Annotated in this window: 18 protein-coding genes; 7 read left to right on the top strand and 11 right to left on the bottom strand. The window is 60.2% G+C overall.

Going from position 1 to position 18,862, the window contains the following annotated elements:
* Window positions 1-74 precede the first annotated feature (74 nt).
* Window positions 75-587 (top strand): dihydrofolate reductase, encoded by a 513-nt coding sequence (locus AC3WTM_RS18740; protein ID WP_102670600.1) that lies wholly within the window; start codon window positions 75-77, stop codon window positions 585-587.
* A gap of 113 nt (window positions 588-700) precedes the next feature.
* On the opposite strand, the gene AC3WTM_RS18745 is transcribed toward AC3WTM_RS18740, so the two are convergent.
* Window positions 701-2,092 carry an L-cystine transporter gene (locus AC3WTM_RS18745; protein WP_102670601.1) on the bottom strand — a complete coding sequence of 464 codons (1,392 nt, stop codon included), beginning with the start codon at window positions 2,090-2,092 and terminating at the stop codon, window positions 701-703.
* A gap of 242 nt (window positions 2,093-2,334) precedes the next feature.
* Here AC3WTM_RS18745 and AC3WTM_RS18750 point away from each other — a divergent pair, with 242 nt between their 5' ends.
* Window positions 2,335-3,390 carry an HAD family hydrolase gene (locus AC3WTM_RS18750; RefSeq protein ID WP_102670602.1) on the top strand — a complete coding sequence of 352 codons (1,056 nt, stop codon included), beginning with the start codon at window positions 2,335-2,337 and terminating at the stop codon, window positions 3,388-3,390.
* Between the two features lie 540 nt (window positions 3,391-3,930).
* On the top strand, window positions 3,931-4,179 hold the full coding sequence (locus AC3WTM_RS18755; RefSeq protein ID WP_102670603.1) for a DUF6124 family protein: 249 nt from the start codon (window positions 3,931-3,933) through the stop codon (window positions 4,177-4,179).
* A 180-nt stretch (window positions 4,180-4,359) separates the two neighbouring features.
* Here AC3WTM_RS18755 and ilvD read toward each other — a convergent pair whose 3' ends face one another.
* The 3 genes from ilvD to AC3WTM_RS18770 all read right to left on the bottom strand — a co-directional run bounded on the left by ilvD (window position 4,360) and on the right by AC3WTM_RS18770 (window position 8,404).
* Window positions 4,360-6,201: a dihydroxy-acid dehydratase gene (gene ilvD, locus AC3WTM_RS18760; protein WP_102670604.1), complete on the bottom strand. Its 1,842-nt coding sequence runs from the start codon at window positions 6,199-6,201 to the stop codon at window positions 4,360-4,362.
* A gap of 342 nt (window positions 6,202-6,543) precedes the next feature.
* Window positions 6,544-7,002 (bottom strand): REP-associated tyrosine transposase, encoded by a 459-nt coding sequence (locus AC3WTM_RS18765; RefSeq protein ID WP_102670606.1) that lies wholly within the window; start codon window positions 7,000-7,002, stop codon window positions 6,544-6,546.
* Window positions 7,003-7,207: 205 nt separating this feature from the next.
* On the bottom strand, window positions 7,208-8,404 hold the full coding sequence (locus tag AC3WTM_RS18770) for a class I SAM-dependent rRNA methyltransferase (RefSeq protein ID WP_102670607.1): 1,197 nt from the start codon (window positions 8,402-8,404) through the stop codon (window positions 7,208-7,210).
* Window positions 8,405-8,557: 153 nt separating this feature from the next.
* Here AC3WTM_RS18770 and AC3WTM_RS18775 point away from each other — a divergent pair, with 153 nt between their 5' ends.
* Both AC3WTM_RS18775 and mutM read left to right on the top strand, forming a co-directional pair.
* Window positions 8,558-9,427: an HDOD domain-containing protein gene (locus AC3WTM_RS18775; protein WP_102670608.1), complete on the top strand. Its 870-nt coding sequence runs from the start codon at window positions 8,558-8,560 to the stop codon at window positions 9,425-9,427.
* 42 nt (window positions 9,428-9,469) lie between these two features.
* A complete protein-coding gene (gene mutM / locus AC3WTM_RS18780; protein ID WP_102670609.1) occupies window positions 9,470-10,282 on the top strand; it encodes a bifunctional DNA-formamidopyrimidine glycosylase/DNA-(apurinic or apyrimidinic site) lyase in 813 nt (270 codons plus the stop codon).
* A gap of 124 nt (window positions 10,283-10,406) precedes the next feature.
* Here the strand turns inward: mutM and AC3WTM_RS18785 are convergent, their stop codons facing one another.
* From AC3WTM_RS18785 to AC3WTM_RS18805, 5 genes are all read right to left on the bottom strand, one after another.
* The gene (locus AC3WTM_RS18785) at window positions 10,407-10,658 is read right to left on the bottom strand and encodes a YfhL family 4Fe-4S dicluster ferredoxin (protein WP_003195146.1); all 252 of its coding nucleotides are present in this window, start codon (window positions 10,656-10,658) and stop codon (window positions 10,407-10,409) included.
* 180 nt (window positions 10,659-10,838) lie between these two features.
* Window positions 10,839-11,318 (bottom strand): pantetheine-phosphate adenylyltransferase, encoded by a 480-nt coding sequence (coaD, locus tag AC3WTM_RS18790; RefSeq protein WP_007939322.1) that lies wholly within the window; start codon window positions 11,316-11,318, stop codon window positions 10,839-10,841.
* A gap of 115 nt (window positions 11,319-11,433) precedes the next feature.
* Entirely contained in the window at window positions 11,434-13,029 is a 1,596-nt protein-coding gene (locus tag AC3WTM_RS18795) for a GMC family oxidoreductase (RefSeq protein ID WP_102670610.1), read from the bottom strand.
* A 92-nt stretch (window positions 13,030-13,121) separates the two neighbouring features.
* Window positions 13,122-13,667, bottom strand: coding sequence for a twin-arginine translocation pathway signal protein (locus tag AC3WTM_RS18800; RefSeq protein WP_102670611.1), 546 nt, complete (start codon window positions 13,665-13,667; stop codon window positions 13,122-13,124).
* Between the two features lie 28 nt (window positions 13,668-13,695).
* Window positions 13,696-15,126, bottom strand: coding sequence for a coniferyl aldehyde dehydrogenase (locus AC3WTM_RS18805; RefSeq protein ID WP_102670612.1), 1,431 nt, complete (start codon window positions 15,124-15,126; stop codon window positions 13,696-13,698).
* A gap of 145 nt (window positions 15,127-15,271) precedes the next feature.
* Here AC3WTM_RS18805 and AC3WTM_RS18810 point away from each other — a divergent pair, with 145 nt between their 5' ends.
* Both AC3WTM_RS18810 and AC3WTM_RS18815 read left to right on the top strand, forming a co-directional pair.
* Window positions 15,272-15,943 carry a TetR/AcrR family transcriptional regulator gene (locus tag AC3WTM_RS18810; protein ID WP_008048320.1) on the top strand — a complete coding sequence of 224 codons (672 nt, stop codon included), beginning with the start codon at window positions 15,272-15,274 and terminating at the stop codon, window positions 15,941-15,943.
* A gap of 32 nt (window positions 15,944-15,975) precedes the next feature.
* Window positions 15,976-16,830 carry a sulfurtransferase gene (locus AC3WTM_RS18815; protein ID WP_102670613.1) on the top strand — a complete coding sequence of 285 codons (855 nt, stop codon included), beginning with the start codon at window positions 15,976-15,978 and terminating at the stop codon, window positions 16,828-16,830.
* A gap of 131 nt (window positions 16,831-16,961) precedes the next feature.
* Here the strand turns inward: AC3WTM_RS18815 and AC3WTM_RS18820 are convergent, their stop codons facing one another.
* Together AC3WTM_RS18820 and AC3WTM_RS18825 are read right to left on the bottom strand one after the other, a co-directional pair.
* The gene (locus AC3WTM_RS18820; RefSeq protein WP_102670614.1) at window positions 16,962-17,801 is read right to left on the bottom strand and encodes an AraC family transcriptional regulator; all 840 of its coding nucleotides are present in this window, start codon (window positions 17,799-17,801) and stop codon (window positions 16,962-16,964) included.
* Between the two features lie 3 nt (window positions 17,802-17,804).
* On the bottom strand, window positions 17,805-18,818 hold the full coding sequence (locus tag AC3WTM_RS18825) for a hydrolase (protein ID WP_404940417.1): 1,014 nt from the start codon (window positions 18,816-18,818) through the stop codon (window positions 17,805-17,807).
* Window positions 18,819-18,862 lie beyond the last annotated feature (44 nt).

Below are 18,862 nucleotides of genomic sequence, written 5' to 3' on the forward strand. Positions count from 1 at the left end.
TCGCTTAATTGAGCTGTGAGCATAACCGCTGTGGCGCTTATCGGCGAAAGCGAGGCTCTGGTATCCTCGCCGGCATGACTAAATCACTCCCCCTCAGCCTGATCGCAGCCCTCGGTGAAAACCGTGTGATCGGCGTCGACAACAGCATGCCCTGGCACTTGCCGGGGGACTTCAAATATTTCAAGGCCACCACCCTGGGCAAGCCGATCATCATGGGGCGCAAGACCTGGGACTCACTCGGTCGTCCGTTGCCGGGCCGCCTGAACATCGTGGTCAGCCGTCAAACGGATCTGCAGCTCGAAGGCGCGGAGGTTTATCCGTCGCTGGAAGCCGCCGTTGTCCGCGCCGAAGCATGGGCGAAGGAACAGGGCGTCGAAGAGCTGATGCTGATTGGTGGCGCGCAGTTGTATGCGCAAGGGCTGGCGCAGGCTGATCGGTTATACCTGACCCGCGTGGCGCTGAGCCCGGAAGGGGATGCGTGGTTTCCGGAATTTGATTTGGGCCAGTGGAAGCTGGTTTCCAACACCGAAAATCCGGCGGTGGATGACAAGCCGGCCTACAACTTCGAAGTCTGGGAAAAGGTTTAAAAGCTTCGCGAGCAGGCTCGCACAGTGGGTTTGAGGTGAATCACAAATTGTGTGAACACCCAAAATCCCTGTGGGAGCGAGCTTGCTCGCGATAGCGGTCTTTCAGACGCTACTCAAGCCTGAGCCAACGCCGAATGCTCATCCGCATCCAGCAATTCTTTATCAGTCTGCTGCATCACCTGGCTGGTAATCGCCCCAGCCGTCATCGAACCACTGACGTTCAATGCCGTACGCCCCATATCAATCAGTGGCTCGACCGAAATCAGCAACGCCACCAGTGACACCGGCAAGCCCATCGCCGGCAGCACGATCAGCGCCGCAAACGTCGCGCCGCCACCCACTCCGGCCACACCGGCCGAGCTCAGGGTCACAATCGCCACCAGTGTCGCGATCCACAGCGGGTCCAGCGGGTTGATGCCCACAGTCGGCGCCACCATCACCGCCAACATCGCCGGGTACAGGCCGGCACAACCGTTCTGGCCGATGGTCGCGCCGAACGAAGCGGCGAAACTGGCGATGGACTGCGGGATGCCCAGGCGGCGGGTCTGCGCCTCGATGCTCAACGGAATCGTCGCAGCGCTGGAGCGGCTGGTGAAGGCAAACGTCAGCACCGGCCAGATCTTGCGGAAGAAGCGCAGCGGATTGATCCCGGCGGCCGACACCAGCACGCCATGCACCACAAACATCAGGCCAAGGCCGATGTAAGACACCACGACAAAACTGCCGAGCTTGATGATGTCTTGCAGGTTGGAGCCAGCGACCACTTTGGTCATCAGCGCCAGCACACCGTACGGGGTCAGCTTCATCACCAGACGCACCAGGCGCATCACCCAGGCTTGCAGGGTGTCGATGGCGTTGATCACTTTCTGACCTTTCTCGGCATCATCCTTGAGCAGTTGTAGCGCCGCGACACCCAGGAACGCAGCGAAAATCACCACACTGATGATCGACGTCGGCTTGGCTCGCGCCAGGTCGGCGAACGGGTTTTGCGGAATGAACGACAGCAACAGCTGCGGCACATTCAGGTCGGCGACCTTGCCGGCGTAATCGGTCTGGATGGTTTGCAGGCGCGCCATTTCCTGGGTGCCGGCCACCAGGCCTTCGGCGGTCATGCCGAACAGGTTGGTCAGGCCGATACCGATCAACGCCGCGATGGCCGTGGTGAACAGCAGCGTGCCGATGGTCAGGAAGCTGATCTTGCCTAGCGATGAGGCGTTGTGCAGGCGGGCCACGGCGCTGAGGATCGAGGCGAACACCAAGGGGATCACGATCATTTGCAGCAATTGCACATAACCGTTGCCCACCAGATCGAACCAGCCGATCGAGGCTTTCAGCACCGGGTTGCCGGCACCGTAGACCGTGTGCAAGGCCACACCGAACGCCACGCCCAGCACCAGTGCGAGCAGGACTTTTTTCGCCAGGCTCCAAGTGGTGTGGCGGGTTTGCGCCAGGCCCAGGAGCAGGGCGAGGAACACCAGCAGATTGAGAATCAGCGGCAGATTCATTGGAACTCCCATTAGACTTTTGCCAGCTGCCTTCCGGGGCAGCTGCGAACCGGCAAGCCTAACAGCTTGAAAACTAATGAATTAATATCAAAAACGTAGGGTGTCCGTCGTTTTTGGAATAAGCGGATGTCGCTGTCAGAAATGCAACTGACGCGAAAGGGACGCGGACGGTCGCTGACAGACGAGGACTGTCACACTTATTTGTTAGCGTCGATACCTTTCACATTCAGGGAGAAACGCCGATGAAGTTCGCACCGAAATTACTGGCTGCAGCACTTTGCCTGGGCCTTGCCGGCCAGGTTTTCGCAACGGATCTGAAACACTGGCCAGCCGATCAGGCCAAGGCACTGGACGCGATGATCGCGGCCAACGCCAACAAAGGTAACTACGCAGTTTTCGACATGGACAACACCAGTTACCGCTATGACCTGGAAGAGTCATTGCTGCCGTTCATGGAAAACAAGGGCCTGATCACCCGCGACAAACTCGATCCCTCCCTGAAGCTGATGCCGTTCAAGGACACCGCCGACCACAAGGAAAGCCTGTTCAGCTACTACTACCGCCTCTGTGAAGTCGACGACATGGTTTGCTATCCATGGGTCGCCCAGGTGTTCTCCGGCTTTACGCTCAAGGAACTCAAGGGCTACGTCGACGAGATGATGGCGTCGGGCAAACCGGTACCGGCCACTTATTACGAAGGCGACGTGGTCAAGAAACTCGACGTCAACCCGCCGAAGATCTTCACGGGCCAGCAAGAGCTGTACAACAAACTGATGGAGAACGGCATCGAGGTCTATGTGATGACCGCCGCCTCCGAAGAACTGGTGCGCATGGTCGCGGCCGATCCGAAGTACGGCTACAACGTAAAACCGCAGAACGTGATCGGCGTGTCGCTGCTGCTCAAGGACCCGAAGACTGGCGAGCTGACCACTGCGCGCAAGCAGATCACCGCCGGCAAGTATGACGAGAAGGCCAACCTCGGCCTTGAAGTGACCCCATACCTGTGGACCCCGGCGACCTGGATGGCCGGCAAGCACGCGGCAATTCTGACCTACATCGATGAGTGGAAAAAACCGGTGCTGGTCGGCGGCGATACCCCGACCAGTGACGGTTACATGTTGTTCCACAGTGTTGACGTGGCCAAGGGCGGCATCCACCTGTGGGTCAACCGCAAAGACAAATACATGACCCAGATCCAAGGCATGATGGCCAAGCACGCTGCGGCCCAGGCCAAGGAAGGGCTCACCGTGACTGCCGACAAGAACTGGGTGGTCGTCAAGCCTGAAGAAATCCAGTAATTGTAGGAGCGAGCTTGCTCGCGATGGTCGTTAACGATGACGCGTGCTGTCTGATTTGACGCGGTGTCCTTGCGTTCATCGCGAGCAAGCTCGCTCCTACAGTTTGATCGGTGTTGTTCCCCAATCCAGTGTTCAACGCAGATCCATTGTGGGAGCGAGTTTGCTCGCGATGAGGCCAGTCGGTGCAATGAAAGCCTCTGTTTGATCGACATCCTCTGACAGTCGCAACCTACGCTTTCTTGCATAAGGGACTACGACTACGCCAGAATCCGCCGGCTTGTGCGCCTTGCTCCTGGACTCTACCGTCTACCTGTCGCTGAACATCAGTGATCGGGTTTGGTAGCCCGGCTGTGTAGGGTGCAAAACATCATGATTTGCAGACGTTCTTGCGTCTCTGCTTTTTATGGTGGTCATGCACAGGGCGCTTTCGGGGGCGCCGGTTTCCTTACACCCCGGTCTACCAACCTGCGCATGGCCGCCACCCTTCGTTTGGTAGCGAGGGTGATGGCTCCTTGTCTTATGGTGTAAGGAGTTTTATCTATGCTCAAAATTACCCCCGATCCTCCGCGCAAACCCAGCCGAACATTCCTGATCGCACCCGGCCTCGACACCGAAACCCTGTTGGCCCACGCCTGCGAATCCCTCGCCTCGGCCAATGTCATGGCCAGCGATTTCGCCGGCCTGCTGGAAGGCTCCCAACGCAGCACGATGCTGGGGATTGCGCAGGTCATCATGCTGGGCGAGCTGGCGGTGAACCAGGCCCTCGATAATCTCGATCCACAGGAATAGTTCTGCCCTTGTAGGAGCGAGCCTGCTCGCGATGGTCGTCAACGATAACGCTGGAAGCCTGACACCCAGCGGCGTTCTCCAGTCCATCGCGAGCATGCTCGCTCCTACAGGTGAAAGGTGACTGGCAGAAACAAAAATGCCCCGCACTGGGCGGGGCATTTTTTGTCCGACGGTTATGCCTTACAGCCCGTCGAGCATCGCCTTGTTACGCACAGCACCCTTGTCGGCGCTGGTCGCCAGCAGGGCGTAGGCTTTCAACGCGGTGGTCACTTTACGTGGACGCACTTCCACCGGTTTCCAGCCTTTCTTATCCTGCTCGACCCGGCGTGCCGCCAGTTCTTCGTCGCTGACCAAGAGGTTGATCGAGCGGTTCGGAATGTCGATCAGCACTTTGTCGCCGTCCTGCACCAGGCCGATTGCGCCGCCGGCAGCCGCTTCAGGCGAAGCGTGGCCGATGGATAGGCCCGAGGTACCGCCGGAGAAACGGCCGTCGGTCAACAGGGCGCAGGCTTTGCCCAGGCCTTTGGATTTCAGGTACGACGTCGGGTACAGCATTTCCTGCATGCCCGGGCCGCCTTTCGGGCCTTCGTAGCGAATGATGACGATGTCGCCTTCCTTCACTTCGTCCGCGAGGATGCCGCGTACGGCGCTGTCCTGGCTTTCGAAGATCTTGGCGTTGCCTTCGAACACGTGGATCGACTCGTCGACGCCGGCGGTTTTCACCACGCAGCCGTCCAGGGCGATGTTGCCGTAGAGCACGGCCAGGCCGCCTTCTTGCGAGTAAGCATGCTCGACACTGCGGATACAGCCGTTTTCACGGTCGTCGTCCAGGGTTTCCCAACGAGTCGACTGGCTGAACGCGGTTTGCGTCGGGATGCCTGCAGGACCGGCCTTGAAGAAGTGGTGCACGGCTTCGTCGGTGGTCTGGGTGATGTCCCACTTGGCAATGGCTTCTTCCATGCTGCGGCTGTGCACGGTCGGCAACTGGGTGTGCAGCAGGCCGCCACGGGCCAGCGAGCCGAGGATGCTGAAGATGCCGCCAGCGCGGTGCACGTCTTCCATGTGGTACTTCTGGATGTTCGGCGCGACCTTGCACAGTTGCGGTACGTTGCGCGAAAGACGGTCGATGTCGCGCAGGTCGAAATCGATCTCGGCTTCCTGGGCAGCAGCCAGCAAGTGCAGGATGGTGTTGGTGGAACCGCCCATGGCGATGTCCAGGGTCATGGCGTTTTCGAACGCCTGGAAGTTGGCGATGTTGCGCGGCAACACCGACTGATCGTTCTCGCCGTAGTAACGCTTGCACAGCTCGACGATGGTGCGGCCGGCCTGCAGGAACAGCTGCTCGCGGTCGCTGTGGGTGGCCAGGGTCGAACCGTTGCCCGGCAAGGCCAGGCCCAGGGCTTCGACCAGGCAGTTCATCGAGTTGGCGGTGAACATGCCGGAGCACGAACCGCAAGTCGGGCAAGCGCTGCGCTCGTACTCGGCGACTTTCTCGTCAGAAGCGCTGGAGTCGGCGGCGATCACCATGGCGTCGACCAGGTCGAGACCGTGGCTGGCCAGTTTGGTCTTGCCGGCTTCCATCGGGCCGCCGGACACGAAGATCACCGGGATATTCAGGCGCAGGGACGCCATCAGCATGCCAGGGGTGATCTTGTCGCAGTTGGAGATGCAGACGATGGCGTCGGCGCAGTGGGCGTTGACCATGTACTCGACGGAGTCGGCGATGATCTCGCGGCTCGGCAGCGAATACAGCATGCCGTCGTGGCCCATGGCGATGCCGTCATCGACAGCGATGGTGTTGAATTCTTTTGCCACACCGCCAGCGCGTTCGATCTCGCGGGCGACCAGTTGGCCCAGATCTTTCAGGTGCACGTGCCCCGGTACGAACTGGGTGAAGGAGTTGGCAATGGCGATGATCGGCTTCTTGAAGTCGTCATCTTTCATCCCTGTGGCGCGCCACAGTGCGCGGGCGCCGGCCATGTTGCGGCCGTGGGTGGATGTTTTCGAGCGGTAATCAGGCATGAAGCACTCCGGGCGGCTAATCAGGTATCAAAAGGGAAGTGAGCTTCTATTGACGTCTGGAACACTCAGAAATGGCCGCGTGTCCGGAAGTTGCCGATAACTTTGCGGGATCGCCGCGCGCTTCAGCTTGAGCTCATAAACCCGCCGGGGATGACTGGCGATGAATGTTCGCGATTCTACACGGCTGGCGGCTGGAGGGAATGGCTGCAAGCATTCACAAGACGTTCGGCGACCGCCCCCGTAGGAGCGAGCTCGCTCGCGATGAACCCGAGAACGCCGCGGGGTGTCAGGTTCCCCGCGTTATCGTTGACGACCATCGCGAGCGAGCTCGCTCCTACAGTATTAAAGCCACATGGCATCCCACAGCGGGTAGTCTCCAACCCGAGACACAAGTCCGGCGCGCAAGGGGTTGGCGATGATGTATCGGGCGGCTGCTTTCAGGTCTTCCTCGTGGCGCAGGGCTCGGTCGAAGTAACCCTTTTGCCATAGCGTTTCGTGGCGGCCTCTTCGCTGGTTGATGGCGCGAGCACTTCTGGATTTGGCCGCCTGCATCAGTTTCGGCAAATCACCGTTGTGCAATTCAACCAGCCAATGAAAGTGATCCGGCATGAGCACCCAGGCTATCGAGGTGGCATTGCCGGCTTCATGAGCTCTTCTGAATTCGTTCACTACCAAACGTCCAACGTACAAATCATTGAAGATAGGTTGCCGTTCATGGGTGACTGCGGTCAGGAGATAGATGCGCCCGGGTTCCGAGCGGCGGCCAGTACGTAAACGGTTAGCTTGTGGGGTGTTGGACATTCCGTTGTCCTCTTCTGTGGTTAGAAGAGAAACGGTAGGCGCGGGGTGGGAGGTTGTCGTTTCGACAGTGGATCTGGATGTGTCTTGCACCCTGTAGGAGCCAGCTCGCTCGCGACGAATCCAAAGACGCCGCGGGGCATCAGGTTCCCCGCGTTATCGTTGACGACCATCGCGAGCAAGCTCGCTCCTACAGTGGTTTGGGTTGTTAGCTGTTTGGCAGCAACCGGCAGGTAATGCTCTTGATGTAGCGGGTTTCCGGGATGGCCGGATGCACCGGATGATCCGGACCCTGGCCGCCGCGTTCGAGCATCTGGATATTGCGGTCCAGGTGGCGGGCGCTGGTCAGCAGGATGTTCTGCAGGTCGTCTTCCGGCAGGTGCATCGAGCAGGAGGCGCTGAACAGGATGCCGTCCTTGGTGAGCAGGCGCATGGCTTGTTCGTTCAGGCGGCGGTAGGCGCCTTCGCCGTTTTTCATGTCTTTCTTGCGTTTGATGAACGCCGGCGGGTCGGCCACGATCACGTCGAAGCGTTCTTCGCTGGCTTTCAGTTCTTTGAGGGCTTCGAACACGTCGCCTTCGATGCAGGTCATTTTTTCGGCGAAGCCGTTCAGCGCGGCGTTGCGCTCGACGCCGTCGAGGGCGAAGGCCGATGCGTCAACGCAGAACACTTCACTGGCGCCGAATGCGGCAGCCTGCACGCCCCAACCGCCGATGTAGCTGTAGAGGTCCAGTACGCGCTTGCCCTTGGCATAAGGCGCCAGGCGTGCGCGGTTCATGCGGTGGTCGTAGAACCAGCCGGTTTTCTGACCCTGGATGACTGGCGCTTCGAATTTCACGCCGTTCTCTTCGAGGGCAACCCACTCCGGCACCAGGCCGAACACGGTTTCGACGTAGCGGTTGAGGCCTTCGGCGTCACGGGCAGCGGAGTCGTTCTTGAACAGAATGCCGCTTGGCTTGAGCACTTGGGTCAGCGCCGCGATCACGTCGTCTTTATGGGCTTCCATGGTCGCCGATGCGATCTGCACCACCAGGATGTCGCCGAAACGGTCAACCACCAGGCCTGGCAACAGGTCGGAGTCGCCGTAGACCAGGCGATAGTACGGTTTGTCGAACAGGCGCTCGCGCAGGGACAGGGCTACGTTCAGGCGGTGCACCAGCAGCGATTTGTCCAACGGCAGCTTGATGTCGCGCGACAGCAAACGGGCGCAGATCAGGTTGTTCGGGCTCATGGCGACGATACCCAGCGGCTTTCCGCCGGCGGCTTCGAGGATCGCCTGGTCGCCGGCCTTGAAACCGTGCAAAGGCGTAGCGGCTACATCGATTTCGTTGCTGTAGACCCACAAGTGACCGTTGCGCAGACGACGGTCGGCGTTGGCTTTGAGGCGCAGGCTAGGCAGGGACATGTCGTCGCTCCGGAAAAAAGAGCGGGAGTATAGCGTGTTGAGGCCCCGGATTGGCCTGCAAGTGGACATGTGGCGAGCGTTGTCTTGAGATTTGGTATGTCGGATCCAACTTTATAAAGGTTAGAATCGCCGCCTGACCCAGAGTGTGCACACATGTCCCAAGAGCTGACTTCCGAACAGATCCAACAAGCCCTGCAGGGCATCAGCGTACCGGCCCAGCCGCAAATCATGGTGGATTTGCAGATGGAGCAGTACATGCCCGACCCGGATCTGGAAGTTATCGCCAAACTGATCTCCCAGGATCCTGGGCTTTCCGGCTCCCTGCTGAAAATCGTCAATTCGCCGTATTACGGACTGAGCAACAAGATTGCTTCGATCCAGCGCGCGGTGAATCTGCTGGGCAGCCGCTCGGTCATCAACTTGATCAATGCACAGTCGATCAAGGGCGAGATGAATGACGACACCATTGTCACTCTGAACCGTTTCTGGGACACCGCCCAGGACGTGGCAATGACCTGCCTGACTCTGGCCAAGCGTATCGGCGTTGAAAATGGCGATGAAGCGTATGCCTTGGGCTTGTTCCATGACTGCGGCGTTCCCTTGATGCTCCAGCGTTTCCCCGACTACATGGGTGTACTGGAGCAGGCCTATGCCAACGCCAGCGCCGAATGCCGGGTGGTCGACACGGAGAACCAGGTGTTCAATACCAATCACTCGGTGGTCGGGTATTACACGGCCAAGTCCTGGCGTCTGCCGGAACATGTGAGTGCTGCGATCGCCAATCACCACAATGCCCTGGCGATATTCAGTGATGAGTCTTCGCGCAACAGTTCGTTGAAGAACCTGCTGGCGATCCTGAAGATGGCCGAGCATATTTGCGCGTCGCACCGGGTGCTGGGTAATCAGACCGAAGATCACGAGTGGAACAGTATCGCGCCGCTGGTGCTCGATTATGTCGGCCTCTCGGACTACGACTTCGAGACCCTCAAACAGACGATCCGTGACCTCGGCACTCATCGCTGAGTGTCGGAACCTTCCAGGCCATGTGCCTGATCCGAGAGCACCATGCCTGAATTGCCAGAAGTCGAAACCACCCGTCGCGGTATCGCGCCGTTCCTGGAAGGCCAGCGGGTCAGCAGGGTGATCGTGCGTGAACGCCGCTTGCGCTGGCCAATTCCCGAGGACCTTGATGTGCGGTTGTCCGGGCAGCGCATCGTACTGGTGGAGCGTCGCGCCAAGTACCTGCTGATCAATGCCGAAGTCGGCACCTTGATCAGCCATTTGGGCATGTCAGGCAATTTGCGTCTGGTGGAGGCCGGGCTGCCGGCGGCCAAGCATGAGCATGTGGACATCGAACTGGAGTCGGGTCTGGCCCTGCGTTACACCGACCCAAGGCGTTTCGGCGCAATGCTCTGGAGCCTCGACCCGCTAAATCACGAATTGCTGATCCGCCTGGGGCCTGAGCCGCTGACCGACCTGTTCGACGGCGAACGCCTTTTCCAGCTGTCCCGTGGACGTTCGATGGCGGTCAAGCCGTTCATCATGGATAACGCGGTAGTGGTGGGCGTCGGCAATATCTACGCGACCGAAGCGTTGTTCGCAGCCGGGATCGACCCGCGCCGCGAAGCCAAGGGCATTTCCCGTGCGCGTTACTTGAAGCTGGCTATCGAGATCAAGCGCATCCTGGCGGCCGCTATCGAGCGCGGTGGTACCACGCTGCGGGACTTTATCGGTGGTGATGGTCAGCCTGGATATTTCCAGCAGGAACTGTTCGTGTACGGTCGCGGCGGCGAGCACTGCAAAGTCTGTGGCACGGGCCTGCGGGAAGTGAAACTCGGGCAGCGCGCCAGCGTTTTTTGCCCGCGTTGTCAGAGCTGAAAGTCAGTCAGATTTTCAGTGAGGCGGATGACGTCATCGCGAGCAAGCTCGCTCCCACAGGGGTTATCGAGTCATTGTAGGAGCTAGCTTGCTCGCGATAGCGGCCTGAAAGGCGCCAGAAGCCTCAAGCCTTGCCGGTAATCTTGCGGTACTTCTCCATCAACTGTTCTTCAGTTTCCGGATGAGCTTCGTCCAGTGGAATGCAATCCACCGGGCAGACCTGCTGGCACTGCGGTTCGTCGTAGTGGCCGACACACTGGGTGCACAGGTTCGGGTCGATCACGTAGATCTCTTCGCCTTGGGAAATGGCGGCGTTCGGGCACTCAGGTTCGCAGACGTCGCAGTTGATGCAATCGTCGGTGATGATCAGGGACATGCTAACTCCAGCCGGGGCGGCAGGCCCGGGCGCAATAAACCAATGCGCCTAATTGTGCCGCATTGGCGCTGTGGGAGCGAGCATGCTCGCGAAAAACCTGAGAGCGCCGCGGGGTGCCAGGCTTCCAGCGTCATCGTTGACGCCCATCGCGAGCAGGCTCGCTCCTACAGTTTGCGGGGATTACTTCTTGAAACGTTCGGTCAGTGCGTCCGCCACCACAGGGTGCACGAACTTGGTGATATCGCCGCCCAGGGCTGCGATTTCACGGACCAGCGTCGAGGAAATGAACGAATAACGCTCGGACGGGGTCAGGAACAGGCTTTCCACATCCGGCGCCAACTGGCGGTTCATGTTCGCCAACTGGAATTCGTATTCGAAGTCCGACACCGCGCGTAAACCACGCAGGAACACGTTGGCATTCTGCTCTTTGGCAAAGTGCGCCAGCAGCGTCGAGAAGCCGACGACTTCAACGTTCGGCAGATGTTTAGTCACCTCGCGCGCCAGTTCTACCCGTTGTTCCAGAGGAAACAACGGGTTTTTCTTCGGGCTCGCGGCGACGGCGATGATCACGTGATCGAACAGGCGCGAGGCGCGTTCGACCAGATCGCCATGGCCCTTGGTAATAGGGTCGAAGGTACCTGGGTACAACACTCGGTTCATCGCGTCGTCCTGGCGGGAATCCGTTGGGGAGTCGGATGGTATCGCAGCCTTCCCGGTCGGCCAAGTCGCCTGTTGGGTAAGAAAGCACTATAGACGATGAGAATTATCGTCATTTTCATGGGTTTTTTAAACGCATCGCCAGGGATGTCGCCAGTTGCGCCGTCAGTCCGTAGACCGACAGCTGCGGGTTGGCGCCAATGCTGGTGGGGAACAGCGAGCCGTCGTGGATTGACAGATTGCCCAGTTGATGATGCCGGCCGAGGCTGTCGGTCACTGCGATTGTCGGGTCTTCACCCATGGCGCAACCGCCCATCACATGGGCGCTGCCCAGGCGTGTGCGGTACAACTCCAGGCTCAGGCCGTCGATCAGCGTGCGCGCTTCGGCGAGGGTCTTCACGTAGCGGGCGTCGGCGTGCATCGGCATCACGGCCTTGGCGCCACCGGCAAACTGTATCTCGGCCATGGTATGGAACGCCCGGCGCAATCCATCCCAGGCGTAGGGTGATAGCTGATAGTCCAGCACTGGCGTGTCATCGCTGCGCAATTCGACGCTGCCACCGGGGCTGTCCGGGTGAAAACCGTCCCGCAGCAACGCCAGCATGGCGTGGGTATGGGCCAGATTGGCCATGTGTTGCGAGTTTTCCTGACCGAAACCACCGAGCAATGTCGTGGCCAGCGCCGGGTGCAGAGGAGGGACTTCCAGTTTGTAGGACATTTTGCCCGTGGTGCCGTCCTGCCATTGGAAATGGTCGGAATAGATCGACTGCGGCGCGCCGTAGAAGGGGTTGACCACTTTGTCGAACAACGCGGCGGACATGTTTACCGGGTGCAGGAATGTGCGTTTGCCCAGGCGCTTGTGCGGGTCGGGTGCCCCGGAACGCATCAGCAAGGCCGGGCTGTTGATGCCGCCACCGGCCAGCACGAAATGCCGCGCTTTGACCGTGATGGTGCGTCCGGTCGGTGCGACGCAGCGTTCATCCATCGCCGAACATTGCAGGCCGGTGACCTTGTCGCCGCTGATCGTGAGTTTTTCGGCGCGGGCCAGGTAAAGCAGCTCACCGCCTTTTTCCAGTGTCGCCGGAATGGTGGTGACCATCATCGATTGCTTGGCGTTGGTCGGGCAGCCCATGCCGCAGTATCCGAGGTTCCAGCAGCCGCGAACGTTGCGCGGGATGACGTGCCATGAGTAATTCAGTGCTTCGCAGCCCTTGCGGATCACATCGTTGTTGGCGTTGGGCGGCACCATCCACGGTGCGACGCCCAGGCGTTGCTCCATTTTCTCGAACCACGGCGCCATTTCCGCCGGGCTGTGGCCTTTGACGTTGTGCTCTTTGGCCCAGTGTTCGAGGGTCGGCTCCGGGGTACGGAAACTTGAGGTCCAGTTGATCAGCGTGGTACCGCCCACCGCCCGGCCCTGGAGGATGGTGATCGCGCCGTCCTTGCTCATGCGGCCAATGCCTTCCTGATAAAGGTTGGCGTAGGCTTCGTCTTCGAGCAGCTTGAAGTCGCTGCTGGTCTTGAGGGGGCCTTCCTCGATCAGCAATACCTTGTATCCGGCTGCGCTGAGGATTTCTGCGGTGGTGCCGCCGCCGGCACCGCTGCCGATGATCGCCACGTCCGCTTCGAGTGTCAGGTCCTGGGTCAGTTGCGAGCCGTTGTAGGTTTTCCAGCCTCGGGCCATGCCTTCGCGGAACGGATCGGGTACGGGCATCTTTCAGGTTCTCTTTATTATTTTGGATGCGGTGGTGAGGCAACTGGCGCCATCGCGGGCAAGCCACGCTCCCACAGGTTTTGTGCAAAGTTTTAAACAGTGGGCGGCCCGGGATACCCGCAATGCGCCCACGATTCCTTGCGGCCGTACCAGGCCATCATCACCAGTTGCAGCAAGGAGCTGTGGCCCATACGCAACAGGCTCAACGAGCTGTTTTCCCAGCGATCGAGAAAAGCTTGGATGTCGCTGGCACTGGCGTTTTCCCAGCTGCCCCAGATCCCGGTCAGCGGCCCGCGAGTCACGGCCATGCCCAGCACATCGAACAGTTGTTGAGTCAGCTTGAGCATTTCCGGCGACAGGTGGGCCAGGCTGTAATCCAGGCTTTTCAGCGTGCCATTGACAGCCTCGGGCATCCGTTCGGCGGTCACGGCACCTTCGAGCATGACCGGGATCAACGCCCGCAAAAACAGCAGGTCGCCGCTGCGTAACGTGACGAAGCCATTGGCCGGGACGCTCGACGAACAGCCGCTGAGGCTGGCTCCGAGTCCGGCGGTGGCGAGGAAAGCTGTGGCGCCGAGGCTGAATTTAAGCAACCCGCGCCGTGACAGCGCGGGTGTATCGGACAGGCTGGGGGTCATTATTGTTATTACCCGACGGTGATTATCGTTAGCGGATGAACAGCTTCTGGATCAGCTTCTGAATCAACTTGCCGTACGGCGGATAGATCAACTTTGCGGCGTTGAACCGTTGTTTGATCAACACGCCCTTGGCTTTGCTGAAGGTGAGGAACCCTTCATGGCCGTGATAGTGGCCCATGCCCGAGGCACCAATGCCACCAAACGGCATATCGTCCTGGGCGACGTGCAGCAGGGTGTCGTTCAGGCACACGCCACCGGAATGGGTTTCGTGCAGCACGCGCTGTTGTTCGCGCTTGTCGTAGCCGAAGTAATACAGCGCCAGTGGGCGAGGGCGCTGGTTGATGTAGGCAAATGCCTGCTCCAGATCCTTGTACGGGACGATCGGCAGCAGCGGCCCGAAGATTTCGTCCTGCATCACCGTCATCTCGTCCGTGACATTGAGCAGCAGGCTATGGCTCATGCGGCGGCCCTGGCCCTGGTCGAACAGCGGCATCAGCAACGCACCCTTGCTGGTGGCGTCACTGACGTAACCGTTGAGACGCGCCAGCTGTCGCTCATTGATGATCGCGGTGTAGTCCGGGTTGTCGGCCAGCGTCGGATAAAAGCCACGGACGGCTGTGCGATAGGCTTCGACGAAACCTCCGACGCGATTCTCCGGCACCAGCACGTAGTCCGGGGCCACGCAGGTCTGGCCGGCATTCAGGGTCTTGCCGAAGGCGATGCGCTCGGCGGCGTCCTTGAGTGGCACATCCCGGGAAACGATGGCCGGGGATTTGCCGCCCAGTTCCAGGGTCACCGGGGTCAGGTTTTCCGCGGCGGCGCGCATGACGTGTTTGCCGATACTGGTGGCGCCAGTGAACAGCAGGTGATCGAACGGCAGGCGTGAAAACGCCACGCCCATATTGGCCTCGCCCAGGACCACGCAAACCAGGTCTTCGGGGAAGATTCGCGCCAGCAGTTGCTTCATCAGCAGGCCGGTCGCGGGGGTCGACTCACTGAGCTTGAGCATCACCCGATTGCCCGCCGACAGCGCGCCGACCAACGGACCGATGGCCAGATACAGCGGGTAGTTCCACGGCACGATGACCCCGACCACGCCCAGCGGTTGGTAAACCACTTTGGCCGAAGCCGGCTGGAAAGCGGCGCCCACCTTGCGTCGCGAGGCTCGCATCCAGCCCTTGAGGTGTTTGCTGGCGTAATGGATGCCGTGCAGGCTGGGCATCAGTTCCGCGAGCAGGGTTTCATCGGCGCTGCGATGGCTGAAGTCCTGGCTGATCGCATCGATCAGGGCCTGGCGTTCATTGTTCAACAAATCCTTTAGCGCCTTGAGCCATTGCTGGCGCTGCGCGGCCGGTGGCATCGGGTTGGCGGCATACGCGGCACGCTGGGCGTCGAACAGGGCCTGAAGCTCTTCCAGCGGCTGCTGTAGGTTCTGCAGGTAGGAAATTTCAGCAGTCATGGTCGGCTCCGGATTTATTGTAATGAAGCACTTTCTAGAGTCTATGCTCTAAAAAGTCAAATGACATCCTGGAACAGCCTTGTTTTATCCGCTCGCGGATAGATCTAAGATGCCTGTCAACGCACTCTGAATTAAAGCTCAAGCCATGGCCCCACGGATCAAAACCAGCGAGCGCATCGTGCAGAACAGCCTGGAGCTGTTCAACCAGCAGGGCGAGCGCAGCATCAGCACCAACCACATCGCTGCCCATATGGAAATTTCCCCGGGCAACCTGTACTACCACTTCCCGAACAAGCAGGCGATCATCGCCGTGCTGTTCAGCGAGTACGAAAGCCTGGTGGACAGCTTCCTGCGCCCGCCCCAGGGTCGTGCCGCCACGGTGGAAGACAAGCGCTTCTACCTCAAGGAGTTGCTGTCGGCGATGTGGCGCTACCGGTTTCTGCATCGCGATCTCGAACATTTGCTCGACAGCGATCCGGACCTGGCCGACCGCTATCGACGCTTCTCCCAGCGCTGCCTGATCCAGGGTTCGGCGATCTACGAAGGTTTCGTCGCCGCAGGCATCCTGAAGATGGACAAGGTGCAGATCGAGTCCCTGACCCTCAATGCATGGATCATCCTCACGTCCTGGGTGCGCTTCCTGTGCACCACGAGGGAGAACTCCAGCCACTTGAGCGAGCAGGCCATTAAACGCGGGGTGTATCAGGTGCTGGTGCTGGAAGCCGGGTTCGTCACGGATGAGGCCCGGGATGCGGTCAGTGCCTTGTTCGAAGAGTTTTACGTGCCCCTCGCCCAGGCACTGGAAGAAGTACAGTAGGATCAAGACCGACTTAATCACAGGAGCCCGCTATGCCCATTGCGCAACTGATCAGCCCGCAAGCCCTGGATCTGAAAAAGGACCAGCCGGGGTTGGTGATTCTGGATTGTCGTTTTGCCCTCGAAGACCCGGATTACGGTCAGCGCAGCTATGCCGAAGGGCACATCGCCGGTTCGAGCTATGCCGACCTTGAGCGTGATTTGAGTGGTGCGGTGGTCAAGGGCGTGACCGGGCGTCATCCGTTACCCGAGCCGGCGCAGCTGGTCGAGCGCTTGCAAGCCTGGGGCATCAATGCCGATAGCGAAGTGGTTCTGTATGACGACGGACCAGGTGCCTATGCGGCGCGGGCCTGGTGGTTGTTGGCGTGGTTGGGCAAGCGCGACGGTGTATTCATCCTCGATGGCGGTCTCAAGGCCTGGCATGCGGCTGGTTTGCCACTGAGCCTGGATGCGCCGGCGATCACCCGTGGTTCCTTTACCGGCAGTCCTGATACGGCGTTGCTGATCAGTGCCGAGCAGTTGCAAAAGCGCCTTGCACGGCCGGAACTGACCCTGCTCGATGCCCGCGCACTGCCGCGCTTCAAGGGTGAGGTGGAACCGATCGATCCGATTGCCGGGCACATCCCCGGCGCCCAGTGTGCTGCGTTTACCGAGAACCTGGGCAGTGACGGACGTTTTCTGCCGGTCGATCAGCTCAAGCAGCGTTTTGCCGCGAAACTGGGTGATCGCTCGGCGAATGATCTGGTGGCGTATTGCGGTTCCGGCGTGACGGCGTGCCACAACCTGTTTGCGTTGTGTCTGGCCGGTTATCCGTTGGGTTCGTTGTATGCCGGGTCGTGGAGCGAGTGGATCAACGAGCCTGCGCGGGGCATCGCCACCGGCGAATAAACACCACGAAACCTTGTGGGAGCGAGCTTGCTCGCGATGGGGCCATTACATTCAATATTGATGCTGATTGTTAAGCCGCCATCGCGAGCAAGCTCGCTCCCACGGGAATGGATGGGGTTTGTGAGACCTCATCAAGCCTCAAGTCCCCGCTTTGCACTGCGATACGCCCCCGGTCCAACCCCATACACCTGCTTGAACTGCCGGCTCAGATGGCTCTGGTCGGCAAACCCCAGTTGCATCGCGACTTCCAGCGGCAGACAACCACTTTGCAGCAACGCCCGCGCCCGGGCGATGCGCTGTTGCATCAGCCAGGTGTGCGGCGGCATACCGGTGGCCCGGCGGAACACCCGGGCGAAATGGAATGGCGAGAGATTGACCGCCGTCGCCAGCGCTTCCAGTGAGGGCGGTGCTGTCAATTGCGAGTGCAGCAATTCCTTGGCCAGGCTCACGGCACGGTGTTCCTTGCCGGGTTTGCCGGCATCAGGCACCGCCGCATGACGCTGCAACAGCGACAGCACCAGTTCACGCCAGACCGTTTGTTGCTGCAATGCGCTGGCGGGGCTTTCCAGCAAGCGGTGAAGTTGGCAGAAGCCGTTCACCAGATCCTGGTCGCGATACAGCGTGGCACCGAAGGCCGGCAAGTGGTGGGTTGGCAGTTCGAGTTCGGCCAGCAGCGAAGTCATCTGCCCGCTGTCCGGATAGAACGCCCGGTAAAGCCAGCCATCCTCGGTGCCTTTGTGACCGGTGTGCAGTTCATCAGGGTTGATCAGTACCAGTGTGCCGCTGCCCGCCAGGTGTTCGGCGCCACGATAGCGATAACGCTGGGCGCCGGCCATGATCATGCCGATCACATAGCCGTCATGCACATGTGGGGCGAAACGATGGTCGATGTAGCGGGCGGACAATAACTCGACCCCGGCCAGTGGCGGGGTTTGCCAGAAGTGGATTGATTCGCCTTGGTCAGCGCCCATGATTCAAGAGCGCCCTATGGCGGCCAGCCACTCGGGGATGCGTCGTTCCAGGTAGTAACCCGGATGCCTGAGCGTACCGTCGACGAAGCCGACATGCCCGCCATTGGCTTGCAGCTCGAATTGCGTGCAGGCGGACAACTCATCGATCTGCGGCAGGCTGTGGGGAAACACGAAGGGGTCGTCGGCGGCCTGAATCATCAAGGTCGGCGTACGAATTTCGCCAAGGAAATAGCGGCTGGAGGCGCGGCGATAGTAATCCTCGGCGTCGGTGAAACCGTGCAGTGGTGCAGTGACGCGTCCGTCGAAATCCCAGAACGTGCGCATGTTTTCCAGGGATCCGAGGGCCGTCAGGGCTGCCAGACCCTCCTCGCGTCCGTCATGCTGGAATTGCCGCTGCTTGTTCTTGATATAGGCGACCATCTCGCGCATGAAATGCGCCTGGTAAACCTTGGAGAAGCCTTGCCCGATACGGTCGGCGCACTGGTCCAGGCGGAACGGCACCGACACCGCCACGGCACCCGTCACGCCGCTGTCGCTGCCGGTTTCGCCCAAATGCTTGAGCAGGACATTACCGCCCAGGGAGTACCCCACCGCATACAGTGGCGCGAGAGGCCGTTTGGCCCGCAAGTGCCTGATGGTTTCAGCCAGGTCTTCGCTGGCGCCGGAATGGTAGCTGCGCGGCAACAGGTTGGGTTCGCCCGAACAGCCGCGCCAGTTCAGTGCGACGCTGGCCCAGCCTCGGTCGCCCAGGGCTTTTTGCATGCCAGCGACATAAGGCGAATTCGAGGACCCGGTGAGCCCGTGCAACACCAGCACCAACGGCGCGTCGGCGCTGTGCGGGCCGTGCCAGTCGAGATCGAGAAAATCGCCGTCTTCAAGCCAAAGACGCTCGCGTTCGCGGCCGATGTGCACGGTTTTACGCCACAGCGGCCCCCACAAGGTTTGCAAGTGCGGATTGCCGAGGCCGAAGGCGGGGGTGAAGGGCGGCGGTGGTGCCAGTGCGGTGTGCGGTTGCACAGTCATTCTCGGTGGAAGTGTTCATGAGTCTGCCCGAAGACGCG

It is taken from the genome of Pseudomonas sp. EU05-FHT14B02 (genome assembly GCF_058791055.1).